Raw genomic sequence first — 16,038 nt, forward strand, 5'->3', positions numbered from 1 at the left:
AGCGGTTCGCGGCACGGCATGCGCTGCGCATCGAGAATCGTTCGATCAGGCAGAACACGCATGACACCGAATACGACAACGATCGATATCCGTGCTGCCACGTCCGCCGATGCCGCGGTCATTGCCGACATCCACGTCGCGTCGTGGCAGGCAACCTACACGGACATCATGCCGGCCCCATTCCTCGCCGGCCTCTCTGTCGAAAAGCGCACGACCTTCTGGCGCTGTGCGCTCGACGCCGGCCGCCCGCGCGTCGCGCTCGCATTCACGGGCAATGACGCGGCGGGCTGGATCGCCTATGGTCCGACGCGCGACACCGACAAGGATCGCGCGTGGGGCGAGATCGAAGCGATCTATCTGCATCCGTCGCATTGCGGGCAAGGCATCGGCGCGGCGCTGGTCGATCACGCGTGCCGATCGCTGCATGACGCGAGCCACGCATGGGTATCGCTCTGGGTACTCGTCGAAAACCGTCGCGCAAGGGCATTCTATGAACGCGAGGGCTTCGTCGCCGAAGACGACATCAAGACGTTCGAGATCGACGGTACGCCGATCGAAGAAGTGCGCTATTGGCGCGCACTTCCCTAATTTGCTTCTTCGACGCGCGCGGCAATCACAAAAACCACCGATACTCCCGCGCGCCGATTTCATTACGAAAATCCAGCTCCTCCTGCCGCTTGTTCTCGCAATACACCATCACGAACTCGCTGCCGAGCCGTTCGCGCACGGCCGGATGATCCTGCATCGCCGCGACAGCTGACAGCATCTCCTTCGGAAAATCGATCCCGCTGCCGCGATCCTCGTTGAGCGGCGCGATCGGTTCGATCCGCGCATCGAGCCCATGCTCCATCCCGGCGAGGATCGCCGCGAGCACCAGATACGGATTCGCATCCGCGCTCGCGAGCCGGTGTTCGATCCGCAGGTTGCGCGCATCCGACTCCGGAATCCGGATGCAGGCATCGCGATCCTCGAAACCCCAGCTTGCGCGGCTCGCCGCGTTCACCATCGACCCGTAGCGCCGGAACGCGTTGTGATTCGGCGCGAACACGGGCATGCAATGCGGCAGCAGCGCGAGGCATCCGGCCACCGCGTGCCGCAGCGGGCGCTGCCCGTCCGCCGCGAGCAGGTTGCGCCCCGCGTCGTCGTACAGGCTCACGTGCACGTGCATCCCGCTGCCCGGCGCATGCAGGTAAGGCTTGCCCATGAAGCTCGCGCGATAGCCGTGCTGCAACGCGACGCCGCGTGTGCTGCGGCAGAACAGCGCCGACCAGTCGGCCGCGCGCAGCCCGTCGTCGGTATGGCCGAAATTGATCTCGAACTGGCCGGGCCCGAGCTCGGCCGTGATCACCGTCGCATCGACGCCCTGTTCGCACGCGGCCTCGACCATCTCGTGCAGCACGTCGGAGTAGCGCGACAGCCGCTCGATATGCATGTTCGGCTGATCGTCGCGGTCGTCGCTCAGGCGATCGCGCGGATACTGCGGCATCCCTTCCGCGAGCTGCGCGGCGAACAGGTAGAACTCGAGTTCGAACGCGACGACCGGCCGGATGCCGCGCGCCGCAAAACGCCGCAGCACGCGCGCGAGCACCTCGCGCGGCTCGAACTCGATCGGCGCATCCGTGCCGTCCGAGCTGATCAGCATCTGCGCGAGCGGCTGCCGCTCCCAGCGCACACGCTTCAGCGTGCCGGGAATCAGGCGGCGCTGCGCGTCGGGGTCGCCGTCGTTGAAGCAGTAGTCGCCGATCTTGTAGAGGCCGCCCTGTGTGCCGAGCAGCACGCAGTTCTGCGGCAGCTTCAGCAGCGAGCCCGACGCGATCTTCTCGAGCGCATCGATCGGGTAGCGCTTGCCGTAGAAGTGCCCGGGCAGGTCTAGGCAGATCAGGTCGACATAACGAATCTCGGGGTGCGCCTGCCGGAATGCGCGGACTTCACCGACCAGCGCGGGAACGACGTCAGCCATGTCTCATCCTTTCCATGTCTTCTATGGCGGTGCCGCAGCGCGGCGAACCGGATTCACGCGGCACACATGACAACGCACGCCGCATTCAAATCAGTACTGCAAACATGCTGTGTGGCGCGGCGGCCTGCGGCACCGCCAGCCCCGCCGACGACTCAGGTGAACACCCAGATCACGCGCGTCGGTGCGTCTGTAAGGTTGGCATAACGGAACCGCTTGTGCGCAGGCAGCTGGAACGCATCGTTCGGGCCGAGCGTGACGGGCGTTTCATCGCCGTCGATCCAGATCGTCAGTTCTCCTTCGAGCACGAAGCCGCCCTGCTCGTCGCTGTCGTCGACGGGCCGCTCGCCGCTGCTCGCGCCTGGCGCGAGATGGCTTTCGAGAACCGAAAAGCGCGAGCGCATGTTCGGCGATACGAGGATGTCGGTAATGCCGGCCGCGTAATACACGGTGCGCCGCTCGTCGGGCCGCGTGACCCACGGCACGCTGCGCGGCTTGCTCAGGCTGTAGAAATACGTGGTCGGCACGCCGAGCGCCTCGCCGATCGCGGTCAGATCCGCGACCGTCGGGCGCGACAGCCCGCGCTCGACCTGCGACAGAAAGCCGACCGAGCGGCCGATCCGCTCGGCGAGGTCGTTCAGCGTGACCTTGCGATGCTTGCGCAGGTCGCGGATCAGGATCGCCAGACTTTCTATCTCTTCCTGTTCGTTCATGATGGGTTCCGAAACGGTCAGACGGTGTCGCGCAAACGGTACCAGGCCTTGCCGATCGCTTCCAGCGGCGCGGCGAGCCGGTCGCCGCCGGGGAAGCGCGGGTTGCGGATGCGCCGGTACTGCGCGAGCAGGCGCTCGTCGCCGAGCACGGCGTCGGCGACCGCGCGCGCACCGGCGAGCGTCGGCAGCACGCCGTGCCCCGAGAAGCCCTGCAGCCAGAAACGCTGCCCGTGGCGGCCGATGTCCGGCGTGCGGCGCATGCTGATGTCGATATGGCCGCCCCACGCGTAATCGAACGGCACGCCGGCCAGTTGCGGGAACACGCGTTCGAGGTGCGGGCGCGTCGCCGCCGCGATATCGGCCGGAATGCCGCCGAGATACGTGCAGCCACCGCCGAACAGCAGCCGGTTGTCGGGGCTCAGGCGGAAGTAGTCGGGCACGAACTGGTTGTCGATCACGCAACTGTTCTGCGGCAAAAGCGAACGCGCGACGTCGGGTGCGAGCGGCGCGGTCGCGACCTGGTACGTGCCGACCGGCAGCAGCCGGCGCGCCAGGTCGCGATCGAGCCGGTCGACGTACGCGTTGCACGCGAGCACGAGCACGTCCGCGCGCACTTCACCGCGCGCCGTGCGGGCGATGTGGCCGCCGGCCGTCTCGCGGCAGTCGAGCACGCGGCTCTGCTCGAAGATGCGGCCGCCTGCGCGCTCGATCGTCTGCGCGAGGCCGAGCGCGAGTTTCAGCGGATTCAGGTGGCCGGCTTCCGGATCGTGGAGTGCGGCGAGATAGCGCGTGCCGCCGATCCATTCGGGCATCTCGTCACGCCCGATCACGCGCAGCCGGTCGTAGCCCCAGCGCTCGGCCGCCTCGTCGCGGGCCTGCGCGAGCATCGCGACGCGGCGCGGCCGCACCGCGGCCCACAGGCTGCCGGGCCGGTAGTCGATGTCGAAGCCGTGCCGTCCGGGCAACTCGCGCACCTCGGCCGCGGCCCAGCGCATGCTGTCCCACAGCAGGCGCGCGCCGTCGCGGCCGAGCGAATCCTCGAGCGGCTGCATGTCGCACGACCAGCCGAGCAGCGCCTGCCCGCCGTTGCGGCCCGACGCGGCCCACGCGACACGGCTCGCCTCCAGCACGACGACGCGCTTGCCGGCGAGCGCAAGGCGCAACGCCGTATGCAGCCCGCTGAAGCCCGCGCCGACGACGAGCACGTCGGCGTCGATGCGCTCGTCCAGTTCCGGACGATGCGGGATCGGCGCCGGGTAGGTGCCGGCGTAGTAGCTTGCGACGTGACGGTCGGACTGCACGAACATGCGGACTCTCGTGAAATTTTCGTCGAGAAATTTCATGAAAAATTAGCACGACAATTTCACACAGGCAAGCGTGCGGGAAAAGCGGCGCATCAGTAGTCCGGTGAACTAAAGTTGCTCTCTTTTCAGCCGACCTCGGCACAATCTTACACTTTGCAGAAGTGGCGCAATTTCCCGAGCCATTCACCCCGACGCAAGTGATAGAACGGAATCCATGGAGATTACAACGATCGACATCGACCTTGCCAAGAATGTGTTCGTGTGACCTGAAAGGCGCCTGAATAGAGCCGAAGCATATCTTCTGGAGCAATGTCGCGCTCGGGCAGTGCAATTTCGACCACGGCGCGGATGGCCTCGCTGCGCGTTAAAAATATAGATGGGTCTCGAGATTTCAGGTCAGTGTTAGCTGAAGCTCCTGTCCAGGCATATTTACCTGGTAGCCCATTGCCCGATAGCCGCGCTTGCGCTTTTCCCACATGCGCAGCAGCACCGGATACCCGCCGTCCACGTAATCGAGCACCCGCACTCCGGTTTTACCCACATGCTCCCGGTGAAGCCGGCCGACATACTGCTGCAGGGTGCCCTTCCAGGCAACCGGCATAGCCAGCACCAGCGTGTCCAGTGCCGGATGGTCGAAACCTTCGCCGACTAGCCTGCCCGTCGCCAACACCACGCGCGGGATACCATCAGTCAGTGCGTCAAGGGCGGCCAGCCGGGTGGCGCGTGCTTTTCTGCCGAGCCGTCCGTGCAGCACGAACAGCGACTGCACCGTGTCTTGCAGCATCTGCCGCAAGCTTTCGAGATGGTCCGTCCGCTCGGTGAGCAACAGCACGTTACGCCCTTGCCCGTACTGTTCACGTACAGCTGCCGCAATCATCTGCGTGCGTGGGGTGTCCTGCGCGAGCTGTGCGAACACCGCTTGGATTGGCGCGTCGGCCGCAACGTCCACCGTGGAGGTGAGCCTTTGCGGGAAGACCTCAAGGACCTGCGGTGCGCCGGCGGGTGATTTCGCAGCATGCCGGATCGGTCCACACAGCATGAACATCACCGGCTGCTGGCTGTCGCGCCGCACCGGCGTCGCGGTCAAGCCGAGCACGTAGCGTGCATTGACACCCTTGAGCACAGCCTCGAAGGAATCCGCGGAGACGTGATGACACTCATCGACGATGACATGGCCGTAACGCCGCAACAGCTCGCCCCGGGCGCCATCGGGTGCCACCGATTGCAACATCGCGACATCGATCCGGCCCGTCGCATTCGACTTACCGCCGCCAATCGTGCCGATCTCGCGCGCCGAGTGCGAGAAATAACTGAAGGCGCTCGTGCCACTGCTCAAGCAGTTCCCGGCGGTGCACAAGCACGAGGGCGTTGACACCACGCTGCGCGATCATCGCGGCAGCCATCGCGGTCTTGCCGAATGCTGTCGGCGCATGCAGGATGCCGGTGTCATGCCGTAACAGATCGGCCACGGCCTCCTGTTGATCATCGCGCAACGTGCCGGCGAACGACGCTACGAGCGGCTCGCCCGCGTAACGTTCGTCGCGGATGTCGCAGGCGACATCGTTGTCGCGCAGCAGCGTCATGACTTCGTCGAGACAACCACGCGGTAGTCCGATGTGGCGCGGGCAGTTCTCCGCGCGACCGATGATGCGCGGCTTGTCCCATACGCTGAAACCGCGTGCCTGAGCTCGGTAGAACTCCGGATTCTGGAAGGCTGCCAGTCGAATGAGGCGATTGAGCAGTGCTTGGGGAAGCTGCTCCTTCTCGAAATAGAGCTGGTTCGCGAGCGTCAGTGTGAGCGATTCCGGCATTGGTCCGGCCAATCGTTTCGGCAGCGCAGGCGGTGGCTTCCGAGCAATCGTCAAGACTGGTGTACGCGGGTCGGGCGGCATGATCAGGCGGCTAGCGCTTGAGGAGCCGGTGTGCTTTCCATCACCGGGGTGCCGTCCTTGAAGGGAATGCCCTTCAGAAGCGGTTCGATCCTGTCGACGCCGCGGATCTTCCTCCAGGTCTGCTCGGCCGCTTCGATCAGCTTGAACGCCATCGCGAGGAAGGTCGAGCGCGACAGACAGTTGCGCGTGCGGCTCGTGCGGTGGCGCACCGTCGCGAACGTCGATTCAATCGGATTCGTGGTCCGCACGTGCTGCCAGTGTTCGGCCGGGAAGTCGTAGAACGCGAGCAGTGCGTCGCGGTCTTTCGTGAGCTTCTCGACGGCCTTTGGGTACTTGGCCGCGTACGTGTCGACGAACTGGTTGAACGCGGCGATTGCGTCGGCTCTTGTCGCGGCATTCCAGATCTCGGCGAGCGCAACCTTGGCCTTGCCGTGCTGCGATTTGGGCATGACGTTGAGTATGTTGCCGATCTTGTGAAACCAGCAGCGCTGGTGCCGTGTCTGCGGGAACACCTCTTCAAGCGCCGCCCACAGCCCCATCGCGCCATCGCCGACGGCAAGCAGCGGCGGCGCCTGCAGACCTCGTTTCTTCAGATCGAGCAGCAGCTCTTTCCAGGATTCCTTCGATTCGCGATAGCCGTCGTTGAGCGCCACGCGCTCCTTGCTGCCGTCCGGTTTCACGCCGATGATCACCAGCAGGCACTGCCCGTCCGAATCCTCTGCGCGGGCTTGCGTATGGATGCCGTCGGCCCACCAGTAGACCCAGCGCGAGGTGGACAGGTCGCGCTTGTTCCACTTCTCGTACTCTTCTGACCAGGCGGCCTTCAGGCGGCTCACGACGCTCGCTGACAGCCCTTTAGCCTGTTCGCCGAGCAGCTCGGACAGTGCGTCGCCCATGTCGCCGGTTGAGACTCCTCGCAGGTACAGCCACGGCAGCGACGATGACACGCGCGGCGACTTGCGCACATAGGGCGGCACGATCGTCGAATTGAACTTGATGCCGGAGCCCGAACGATCGCGGACCTTCGGCACCTGAACGGGCACCGGACCGACTGCCGTGACGATCTCGCGCTCTGGCAGGTACCCGTTGCGCACGACAGCGCGCCGGCCATCGATCGTCTTCACATTCGAATACTGTTCGAGCATTGCCGCCAGTTCCGCCTCGATTGCCTGCTGGATGATCCGCCGCGCCCCTTGCTGGATCAGATCGTCCAGGCCGGGCGTACCCTTGATGTCTGCTTCTGTTGTTTGACTGCCGCTCGTATCCTGCGTAAGTTTCGCCATGGTGGTGGAGTTCGATTGAGGAAGTGTTACCGTGAGAAGCAACATTCTCCTTCAATCGCCACCGCCTTCTCCTGCCTCAACCCTACGCCGCATACACCACTTTCAACGATAGCTCGTGGCTTCCACGGCTCGACCTGATCCTCTTCGGCGACGAACGCAACGTCGAGTGGATGGGCGCCAGAGCTAATGTCGGAAGTGGTGTACGGCGGTGTGGAGCGGAATCGGCGGGAGGCGGTGGCGATTGCAGGAGAATGTTGCTTTCCAAGGTAACGAACCCAGCAACCAATCCACCACCATGGCGAAACGTAATCGGGAAGCGAACGACAGTCAAGCAACGGAAACAGAATTCAAGGGGCCCGTCGGCCTGGACGAGTTGATCCAGCAAGGCGCGCGGCAGATTATCCAGCAAGCGATCGAGGCGGAATTGAAGGCATTGCTCGAGCAATATTCGAACGTGAAGACGCTGGACGGCCGGCGGGCGATCGTGCGCAACGGCTATCTGCCTGAGCGAGACGTTGTCACGGCAATCGGACCGGTAACGGTCCAGGTGCCGAAGGTCCGCGATCGCTCGGGCTCGGGGGTAAAGTTCAACTCGGAGATCGTGCCGCCCTACGTGCGCAAGTCGCCGCGTGTGTCGTCGGCGCTGCCGTGGCTGTATCTGCGCGGCGTCTCGACCGGCGACATGAGCGAAGCGCTCAGCGTATTGCTCGGCGACCAGGCGAAAGGCCTGTCGGCAAATACCGTCATTCGTCTCAAAGCGATCTGGGCGGACGAATTCGCGCAATGGAACAATCGGGACTTGTCGGCGGCCCGCTGGGTCTACTGGTGGGCCGACGGCATTCATACTGGGGCGCGCAGCGAGGATTCCGACGGGCAATGTCTGCTGGTGATCATCGGCGTGAAGCCAGACGGCAGCAAGGAACGCGTCGCGCTCGCCGACGGCTACCGCGAGTCGAAGGATTCGTGGGTCGAGCTACTGCTCGATCTGAAGGCTCGCGGTCTACAAGCCGGCCCACTGCTAGCCGTCGGCGACGGCGCGATGGGCTTGTGGGCGGCACTCGAGGAAGTGTTCCCGCAGACGCGGCACCAGCGCTGCTGGTTTCACAAGATCGGCAACGTGCTCAACGCGTTGCCGAAGTCGCAGCAGGGCAAGGCCAAGGCCGCGCTCGCGGAGATCTGGAACGCCGCGACGCGCGCCGATGCGATCGTCGCCTACGATCAGTTCGTCGCGACCTATACGGCCAAATATCCGAAAGCTGTCGAGAAGGTCACGAAGGATCGCGACGAGCTGCTCGCGTTTTACGACTTCCCGGCCGAGCACTGGCAGCATGTGCGCACGACGAATCCGATCGAGTCGACCTTCGCGACGGTCCGCCACCGCACGACCCGCACGCGAAACTGTCTGTCGCGCGCGACCTTCCTCGGCATGGCCTTCAAGCTCATCGAAGCAGCAGAGGAATCATGGCGCCGCATTCGCGGTGTCGACAAAATCGAACAGATCTTGAACGGCGTGCCCTTCAAGGACGGAACACCGGTGACCGAGAGCACACCGGCTCCTGCTCAACCGCTTGCCGCTTGATCATGCTGCTCGACTGTCGTACACCACATTTGACATTAGCTCTGGGCGCCACCCGTAGCACGAAAAATCACGCCCTCGATATCGCGCCCATCCATCATCCGAATGGTTGCCAGATACGCCCACTGGTCGGCATAGGGCTCGAAGCGTTCGTTTACAAACACGCTGCAATCGCGCTCACGTGGCTGCTTCTGCAGCGGCAGCGCGATCAGGTTACCAAAGCCGCCTTTAGGGAGAACATCCTGGTTCGGAAAGAGTCGATCGTAGGACGATAACTCAAGCTGCCGGGTCCGGGCGCAGGTATGGCTGATGATTGCCGCCCCCATCCGTCGCGCCTCGCGCGCGATGACAGCAGACGAGAAAAATATCCACGCATGCGCGCCGTTGCCCGAGCGAGAAATTTCAATCGAAACGGGCACGCCCAACTCTTCACACGATTGCCGGAACGCCATCACATCTTCGCGCCAGCCTGCTTCGTCGAAATCGACGGCGAGCAGATAACAGGTGCTGTCCAGCATCAGTGGATAGAGGCCCACCGTATGATCGCCAGCCAGATGCGCATAGATGACCCGATTGTCCAGTGGCAACAGCAAGCGATACCCACAATCCGCGCAGCGGATGCGAGGTTTGTCGCAAATTCCTGTTCGCCACTCATTGGCGCAGGCCGGCGCATAGCCCGACTTCCCCGAATGGCGGCTTTCCCAGCGAATCGGATAGACGTCCGTGCGGCCGCGAAACAATCGCCGGAAGAGTTGCACTTTCCGCTCTGGCGAAAGTATCGGGGCGCTTGTGTTCCGATTCGTTGGTGACAGTTCTCGCCGAGCCACTTGCGCGGACCTACCCCGCGTCGGCGCGGTTGCCGTCAGCATGGCGGCGAGTCGGACATTTTCAGCATGCAGACGAGCGAGCTCTGCGAGCAGCTCTTCGTGTGTGAAATTTCCCCGGCCCACCATTGGTACCTTGCCTTCGCTCATCGCTCTTTCGGTCGAAACCGCATTCTCCGTCCTACACTCCGATTACACACATGCCGGCTGCTGCGTATCATCGTCCGACATTAATGGCTCGATTGTACCCACGAGTCATGCCCGCTATCGATCGCTACGTCGAAACCGCGACACACAAAAATGCCCTTCGCAATAATCAAGCGACGATGCGGCGTTTCGGGATTGGATTGAGAGGCTCCTGCCGACGAGTGCCAGTGCAATCGCACCTTGCCGACCACAAATTGCCCTGTGACCGGGAGGCACGCCAGTACAGCAAGCGTCTGTTCAACTCGCCTTGAGTTACCTTGAAGGGCTCCGGCGCATCGTACCCACCATCCGGGATTGCGCCACGTCGATGCCCCCTTCTTGATTGACGGCGGCACTTCGATGATCGTTGCATCAGCCTGCACACCTTCTTTCCTCCAGACCACGTTCGCTCAGCGAAAGGCCAATTTCGTCGAACAGCTGCGCGCCAGGTCATAATCGAGCAGCAGGTCCGGAACTTCAGCAGCGAAGTCACCCCGACATGTTCTCGATGGCCAGAACAATCTCGTCAAACGACCGCACGCGATACTATTGCACGGCACATCCTGTAGCCCTTCGTGCAATCGACCGAACCATAACGACAGGAAATAGATTCGAAGTTTTCGCTCCAGATCGATCGGTGGGCGGCCGCGCTCACCCTGCGGGCGATACGACTCGATTGCCGTCAACAATCGCGCACAGTACCGACTTCTCCATCTCGTCAAGGAAACGCTGCCAACCGGTCAAGTTCTCCCTTCTGCACTTTCCGTTTCCGCAACGCTCATGCTGTTTCATCGTCGTGACCTCATCCGGTGAACGACTTCTTACAACGCCCGCGAACACGTCGGCGTAGGTTGCCGAGCTAGAGCAATCAACTTTCCCTCGTTGACGCCTCACGCTGGAGTCAGCAGCGGGAGAATCGACGACACGGCTCCGTTGGCACTTTTCTTCTCGACATGCCGCGAACCGTACACCCTCCCCCTCGCAAAGTCCAGTTGCTATCGCTGATCTAAATCTATCAGATCCGTATACATAAAATCAGGGCAGCCGATCTTCGAAATTTTTCGAGGCATTCGGGATGCGGAACATCGACCACCAACTGCGTCGCTCAGATAATCATCGGCCAACTCTCACGAACCGCCCCAAAAAAATCAAGACAAATCTCATCGCGCCATGAGGGATACGAACAGATACTATTAACTCGCTTTTTGGAATTCCCGAAATCTGCTTACACATATGGCGCAATAGCGCATCATGCATCCCAGCCGTTTCAGACCTGTCAGCCGCTCGACTCACCACGATAGCCGAACGATTAAACGTATCGGGACGCAATGCATTGCCCAGCACGATCAGCGGTCGCGCTTCGTGCTGGGCGTCATGCTGTTCGCCTTTATTGCACTCGCGCTGCGCGCGTTCTGGATTCAGATCGCCCATCACGACTTTTATACACTGCAGGGACAGAAACGCTATCAGAGCACGATCGAGCTACACACCATGCGCGGACGAATTGTTGATCGGCATGGCGCCACGCTGGCAATCAGTCTTCCCAGTTACGAAGTTTGGGCAAATCCCCAAGAGATTGCTTCATCGAATTACGAGGCGCTCGCGAAATCGCTTGATTTGCACCCCACCACCTTGATATCGCGCTTACACAACAATCATTCGACCATCTTGCTAAAAAAACAAGTCGATGTTGCCACTGCCAAGCATCTTGAAGAACTCGAAATCAAAGGGATTACACTCGTTTCCGACACGAAGCGCTACTATCCGGAGGGCGAGTCCGTCTCACACATTGTTGGTTTTACCAACATTGACGATCAAGGCCAAGAAGGTGTTGAGTTGTCAGCTAACAGCCTGCTTACCGGGGTGAGCGGGCAACGAAAAGTTATTCACGACCGACTTGGCCGCATCATTTCCGATGTCGATCCCACCGTACCAGCCAGCCCTGGAGCCACAGTCGAACTGACCATCGACAGGCGCATCCAACAAATCACCATGTGCGCCCTCAGCCTTGCCGTCAACAAACATCACGCGCAAGCGGGCAGCGCTGTTGTGCTCAACGCACAAACGGGTGAAATTCTTGCGCTCGCCAATTATCCCAGTTTCGATCCAAATGACCGGATCCATCTGGGCGGTGCCCCATTGCGCAATCGCGCCGTGGTCGACACCTTCGAACCCGGCTCGACCATTAAACCGATCATCGTTGCTCTATCATTAGATCAGAATACGGTGACACCAGAAACCACCATCAACACTACGCCTGGAACCTTTAAAATCGGTCCAGCCGTCATTCATGACACCTCAAATCATGGGGTTATCACTATTGCCCAAGCACTGCAAAAATCAAGCAACATCGCACTCGCGAAGCTTGCATTAAGATTGCCTGCCCGGACGATCTGGGAAACCTACCAACGATATGGGATCGGACAGACACCACAGCTACACTTTCCCGGCGCGGCCTCAGGTCGAGTTCGGTTGTACACGCACTGGCACCCGATCGAACAAGCAACAATGGCTTATGGTTACGGTTTGTCGGTATCCTTACTACAACTAGCACAACTCTATACCGCCTACGCGGGCGATGGCACCCTTCATCCAGCCTCGCTCATTCATAGGGCCGATGCAGCACCACCTGCCGGTGCACGCGTTACCACACCATCAAGTGCCGCCGCCATCCGCACCATGCTCGAGATGGCCGTCAACGCCAGCGGTACTGGACGTACTGCCCAAGTCGCCAGGTACAGGGTCGGGGGCAAGACAGGAACCGCACGCAAACAAGTTGGCCGAACGTACGCTCGCAACAAATATCGCGCATTGTTTGTTGGCATGGCTCCAATTGCACAGCCACGCCTCATTATTGCCATTATGATCGATGAACCTCATTCACAAAGCTATTACGGTGGCGCAGTCGCCGGGCCAGTGTTCGCATCAATTGTAGCCGAATCACTTCCGATGTTGGGGGTTGCACCAGATTCTACTGCAACCCTCACATCAATCAATCACAGCCCGACAAGGAATCAACGAGATCAACCGCCATCACCAGACCAATCCAGAAACGAAATACACTCGGGAACGTCGAGACCGATATAGGCATCGAGTCCACAAAAGATCAGCCTCCATTCTTCATCACAGCATCCGCTGGGCCTGCCCGGCGAAACAGCAACAACATTCAGAATTGTCTTAAATTCCTTCGAATATTTCCGCCTTCCAATAGTTAATAATTTACAATTCCTAGGTCGATTAATCAACTCGGAGGACGCCCCGCCATGCCATCCATCTACGAAAATGCGCGACGCTATCATCCCGATCTTCCAAAACATGTGGAAATCATCGATTGCACGCTGCGCGACGGCGAGCAGGCTGCGGGTGTCAGCTTCAACGTTTCAGAAAAGATTAATCTGGCTCAAGCACTCTCTGGCGTCGGCGTGCGCGTGCTCGATGCTGGATTTCCCGCTGCGCGCGGCGCTGATCGTGAGGCTATGCAAGCGATTCACGAGCGCACTCCCGAATTGACCCTAATCGGAACGTCACGCCCGCTCAGGAGCGATATTAAGGCTGTCGTCGAAGCCTGCGCGAGTGAGATCGTACTATTTGCTCCTATCAGTCACGTCCGCCTGTCTCCGCGATACGGTCGCACGCCAGCCAATGCCGAAAATATACTTACGCATGGAGCAGAAGAAGCTGTCAGTCGAGGGCTACAGGTCAACCTCGCTTTCGAGGACGCTACGCGCTGCGACGCAAACTGGCTAGCCGAACTGCTCGACCGTATTCATGCGCGTATCCCGCTTCGACGAATCATACTCGGAGATACGGTAGGATGCGGGCATCCAGGCTTGATCGCCAAACTTTTTACCCGAATCCGACAAAGTATCGATCCGACTGTTGTGCTCAGCGCCCATTGTCATAACGATTTTGGGCTCGCAGTCGCCAATTCGCTCGCTAGCGTTTGCGCTGGTGCTGGCGCAATCATGTGCACTATTAACGGCATCGGCGCCCGCGCCGGGAACGCCGATTTTGCCGAAGTCGTTGCTGCACTTATACATCTTTATGGCATTAATCCAAAAATAGATGCAACCAAACTGACATCACTGTCCGAGCAAGTCGAACTAATCAGTGGAATTCATATGAGCGCGATTAAACCCGTCACCGGGTTCAATGCATTTCGACATGAATCGATAGCACATGCCGATGCTGACATCAACGATACAAAAATCTATGAGTTTTTATCGCCAGATTGGCTAGGAAGGACATCCGAATTTGTGCTCGGCACCCATAGTGGTAACAATGCGCTTCGAGCACAACTCGCTGAGTCGTATAGCACTCTTGATGATGCCCAGCAAAAGGATTTGCTGCGGCGCATCAAGCTTGCCTGTCAAGTTCGCGATAAAACGTCGCATTCCGATGAGTTTGAACAAATGTGCAAAACTCGGGCACGTCTTCTCGGCGGACTCGATCTAGGATCAATAGGAGACGATTAGAAGCCACGCCCCCTTTGCTAAATTACTTGCGGTGAACTGCCACTCGTGGGTCGCGCGCAGCTCGCCAAGTGGTTGAAGCACCGCTTGATCTCGGATAATCCGAAGAATGTATGCATGTCAGTCGAATCACTGAAAGCAAACGGCACTTGGTTGATGTACAAGGCTCGGCCACCCGCCCCGCACGTCAACTTCGTGCCGCTGCGCGAAGAATCGAACCACTTCGCCCAGCTTCATTCACCATTTCGCGGATCTCGCGCAGCGGATGCGAAGCCGGAGCGAGATCGTCCAGCTCGCGAACCGCGAGCAGGCTTTCAATAATGGTGTCGACAGCGCGCATGCCCTCTCGAGAACAAGAATGGCTCTCGTATCAACTACCGGGCATCGAAGATGCGGCGGTATTTCAGCAGAATGTTAGCCAATCGTGTTCTCGCTGTTGAAATTCGTTGAGCCTTCGTTACCGCTCGACATCAAAAATCCAACCCACCCTACACGTTAAACTATGCGCGCATTAACAATTAATTTTCGCAAACCGCATCGAACTAAAATCCATCGCGCCAGCCATTCTATTGGCTCATTTTAGAGTCAATCCAATCACCATCGACAATAATCCATTATTTATCAAATAAATAATAACCTTCATTTTCGGCGCCACCAAATTCCGTCTGATTATTTTTCACTAGCACACCATCTCGGTGGAGTCATCGATCGCATTCCATCGATACCACTGAATCCATCGGAGATTTCAATGTCGAATCGAACACGCATTTCGATTTTATTTGGCGGAAAATCCGCAGAACATCGAGCATCACTGGAATCGCTCCGTCACGTCGTTGAGGAGATTCATCGTGGCGATTCTATAGAGATAGAACATATTTACTATGTGGATGTCGAAGGCTTCGTGACAACCACGCGGTTCCAACCCGATCTGCCCGTGAACAACTACATGCGGTCTCGTGAGTCCATGCCGTACTGGGCAGCCCTCGGGGAGATGGCTAACGCCGGCACGTTTGTCCTGAACTTGCTGCACGGAAACTTCGGCGAAGACGGGCATGTTCAAGGTGCGGCAGCAATAACGTCCGTGCCAGGAAGTTTCGGCCCCGTACTCGCAGCCAGCCTAGCGATGAGCAAATACCACATGAATCAATTTGTGGCCAGCACCCATCCGGAGGTACGCATACCGGACACGCTCCTGATGCATGAGCGCCATCTCTCGGAATCCGGCGTCCGCATCGTTGATCGATTTTCTGGAGCAATCGTCGTCAAGCCCAACTCCCTGGGTGCATCGTTATTCACGCATCGCTATCTTGTCGATTCCGAATCGATTTCGTTGATCAAAACTAATCTTGAGCAAATATTCGAATACGATGCACATGCCTTGATTCAACAGTATATTCCGGGCACAGAGTATTCGGTCGGATGCATCCAGAAGGGCGAATCGATTATCGCATTGCCAGCCGTCCGTATCGAAACAGATGGAGCGTTCTTCGGCCACGAACAAAAACATCGCACAGGAAAAGCGAACGAGATCGTCGTAACGGACGAATCGACGATCATCCGCATGCTGAAAAACATATCAGTCGACATATTTCGATCCGTCGGCTTCAGAAACATGTGTCGATTCGATTTTATTGTTTCTCCGGATGACTCGGTCTTCTTCCTCGAGGCTAATCCAATCCCCGGCCTCATGCGCAACAGCCTCTTCCCAAAGATGCTCGCGGCGTCGGATATCACCCTCGGCGAAGCAATCCTGCAGTTCCGTAACAATTTCCTGTCGGAGAAGCAGCGGAAAAGCTTCATCGACTATCAAATCGACTGACCCGGAGGCGTA

The 16,038-nt window shown here is 59.5% G+C and carries 13 protein-coding genes and 1 pseudogene; 5 read left to right on the forward strand and 9 right to left on the reverse strand.

From position 1 onward, the window contains the following. Positions 1-60 precede the first annotated feature (60 nt). On the forward strand, positions 61-588 hold the full coding sequence (locus FPJ27_RS14035) for a GNAT family N-acetyltransferase (protein ID WP_204421508.1): 528 nt from the start codon (positions 61-63) through the stop codon (positions 586-588). A gap of 25 nt (positions 589-613) precedes the next feature. Here the strand turns inward: FPJ27_RS14035 and FPJ27_RS14040 are convergent, their stop codons facing one another. The 6 genes from FPJ27_RS14040 to FPJ27_RS14060 all read right to left on the reverse strand — a co-directional run bounded on the left by FPJ27_RS14040 (position 614) and on the right by FPJ27_RS14060 (position 7,194). After that, a complete protein-coding gene (locus tag FPJ27_RS14040; protein WP_204421509.1) occupies positions 614-1,960 on the reverse strand; it encodes a glutamine synthetase family protein in 1,347 nt (448 codons plus the stop codon). A 152-nt stretch (positions 1,961-2,112) separates the two neighbouring features. Further along, entirely contained in the window at positions 2,113-2,670 is a 558-nt protein-coding gene (locus FPJ27_RS14045; protein WP_072444226.1) for an XRE family transcriptional regulator, read from the reverse strand. A gap of 17 nt (positions 2,671-2,687) precedes the next feature. Further along, positions 2,688-3,977, reverse strand: a complete 1,290-nt coding sequence (locus tag FPJ27_RS14050) for an FAD-binding oxidoreductase (protein ID WP_204421510.1) — start codon at positions 3,975-3,977, stop codon at positions 2,688-2,690. 388 nt (positions 3,978-4,365) lie between these two features. Continuing rightward, positions 4,366-5,310 (reverse strand): DEAD/DEAH box helicase family protein, encoded by a 945-nt coding sequence (locus FPJ27_RS14055; protein ID WP_343300097.1) that lies wholly within the window; start codon positions 5,308-5,310, stop codon positions 4,366-4,368. Beyond that, entirely contained in the window at positions 5,237-5,785 is a 549-nt protein-coding gene (locus FPJ27_RS36915; RefSeq protein WP_343300098.1) for a DEAD/DEAH box helicase family protein, read from the reverse strand. Before FPJ27_RS36915 ends, FPJ27_RS14055 begins: the two co-directional genes overlap by 74 nt. 83 nt (positions 5,786-5,868) lie before the next feature. After that, entirely contained in the window at positions 5,869-7,194 is a 1,326-nt protein-coding gene (locus FPJ27_RS14060) for an IS256 family transposase (protein WP_239483157.1), read from the reverse strand. A 250-nt stretch (positions 7,195-7,444) separates the two neighbouring features. Between FPJ27_RS14060 and FPJ27_RS14065 the strand changes: the two genes are divergently transcribed. Then, on the forward strand, positions 7,445-8,728 hold the full coding sequence (locus FPJ27_RS14065; RefSeq protein WP_204420906.1) for an IS256 family transposase: 1,284 nt from the start codon (positions 7,445-7,447) through the stop codon (positions 8,726-8,728). A gap of 35 nt (positions 8,729-8,763) precedes the next feature. Here FPJ27_RS14065 and FPJ27_RS36440 read toward each other — a convergent pair whose 3' ends face one another. Further along, complete coding sequence (locus FPJ27_RS36440; protein WP_343300099.1) at positions 8,764-9,699, reverse strand: DNA primase small subunit domain-containing protein; 936 nt, start codon at positions 9,697-9,699, stop codon at positions 8,764-8,766. Between the two features lie 374 nt (positions 9,700-10,073). After that, a pseudogene (locus tag FPJ27_RS36445) lies at positions 10,074-10,517 on the reverse strand (IS5/IS1182 family transposase); the annotation flags it as partial. Between the two features lie 469 nt (positions 10,518-10,986). On the opposite strand from FPJ27_RS36445, the gene FPJ27_RS14075 reads away from it, so the two are divergent. Together FPJ27_RS14075 and FPJ27_RS14080 are read left to right on the forward strand one after the other, a co-directional pair. Then, positions 10,987-12,822: a penicillin-binding protein 2 gene (locus tag FPJ27_RS14075; RefSeq protein WP_204421511.1), complete on the forward strand. Its 1,836-nt coding sequence runs from the start codon at positions 10,987-10,989 to the stop codon at positions 12,820-12,822. A 176-nt stretch (positions 12,823-12,998) separates the two neighbouring features. Further along, the gene (locus FPJ27_RS14080) at positions 12,999-14,210 is read left to right on the forward strand and encodes a hypothetical protein (protein WP_204421512.1); all 1,212 of its coding nucleotides are present in this window, start codon (positions 12,999-13,001) and stop codon (positions 14,208-14,210) included. 184 nt (positions 14,211-14,394) lie between these two features. Here FPJ27_RS14080 and FPJ27_RS14085 read toward each other — a convergent pair whose 3' ends face one another. Further along, complete coding sequence (locus tag FPJ27_RS14085) at positions 14,395-14,547, reverse strand: hypothetical protein (protein ID WP_204421513.1); 153 nt, start codon at positions 14,545-14,547, stop codon at positions 14,395-14,397. A gap of 408 nt (positions 14,548-14,955) precedes the next feature. Between FPJ27_RS14085 and FPJ27_RS14090 the strand changes: the two genes are divergently transcribed. Continuing rightward, entirely contained in the window at positions 14,956-16,026 is a 1,071-nt protein-coding gene (locus FPJ27_RS14090) for an ATP-grasp domain-containing protein (RefSeq protein ID WP_204421514.1), read from the forward strand. The last annotated feature ends 12 nt before the right edge of the window (positions 16,027-16,038 follow it).

Origin of the sequence: Burkholderia sp. MS455 (assembly GCF_016899445.1) — a bacterium.
In the GTDB taxonomy this organism is placed as follows: domain Bacteria; phylum Pseudomonadota; class Gammaproteobacteria; order Burkholderiales; family Burkholderiaceae; genus Burkholderia; species Burkholderia pyrrocinia_C.

Excerpts from the sequence above, each read along its gene's own strand:
- FPJ27_RS14065 (WP_204420906.1), top strand. The coding sequence starts at position 7,445 with ATGGCGAAACGTAATCGGGAAGCGAACGACAGTCAAGCAACGGAAACA.
- FPJ27_RS14035 (WP_204421508.1), top strand. The coding sequence starts at position 61 with ATGACACCGAATACGACAACGATCGATATCCGTGCTGCCACGTCCGCC.
- FPJ27_RS36915 (WP_343300098.1), bottom strand. The coding sequence starts at position 5,785 with ATGCCGGAATCGCTCACACTGACGCTCGCGAACCAGCTCTATTTCGAG.
- FPJ27_RS14060 (WP_239483157.1), bottom strand. The coding sequence starts at position 7,194 with ATGTTGCTTCTCACGGTAACACTTCCTCAATCGAACTCCACCACCATG.
- FPJ27_RS14045 (WP_072444226.1), bottom strand. The coding sequence starts at position 2,670 with ATGAACGAACAGGAAGAGATAGAAAGTCTGGCGATCCTGATCCGCGAC.
- FPJ27_RS14080 (WP_204421512.1), top strand. The coding sequence starts at position 12,999 with ATGCCATCCATCTACGAAAATGCGCGACGCTATCATCCCGATCTTCCA.
- FPJ27_RS14040 (WP_204421509.1), bottom strand. The coding sequence starts at position 1,960 with ATGGCTGACGTCGTTCCCGCGCTGGTCGGTGAAGTCCGCGCATTCCGG.
- FPJ27_RS14050 (WP_204421510.1), bottom strand. The coding sequence starts at position 3,977 with ATGTTCGTGCAGTCCGACCGTCACGTCGCAAGCTACTACGCCGGCACC.
- FPJ27_RS36440 (WP_343300099.1), bottom strand. The coding sequence starts at position 9,699 with ATGAGCGAAGGCAAGGTACCAATGGTGGGCCGGGGAAATTTCACACAC.
- FPJ27_RS14075 (WP_204421511.1), top strand. The coding sequence starts at position 10,987 with ATGCATCCCAGCCGTTTCAGACCTGTCAGCCGCTCGACTCACCACGAT.
- FPJ27_RS14085 (WP_204421513.1), bottom strand. The coding sequence starts at position 14,547 with ATGCGCGCTGTCGACACCATTATTGAAAGCCTGCTCGCGGTTCGCGAG.
- FPJ27_RS14090 (WP_204421514.1), top strand. The coding sequence starts at position 14,956 with ATGTCGAATCGAACACGCATTTCGATTTTATTTGGCGGAAAATCCGCA.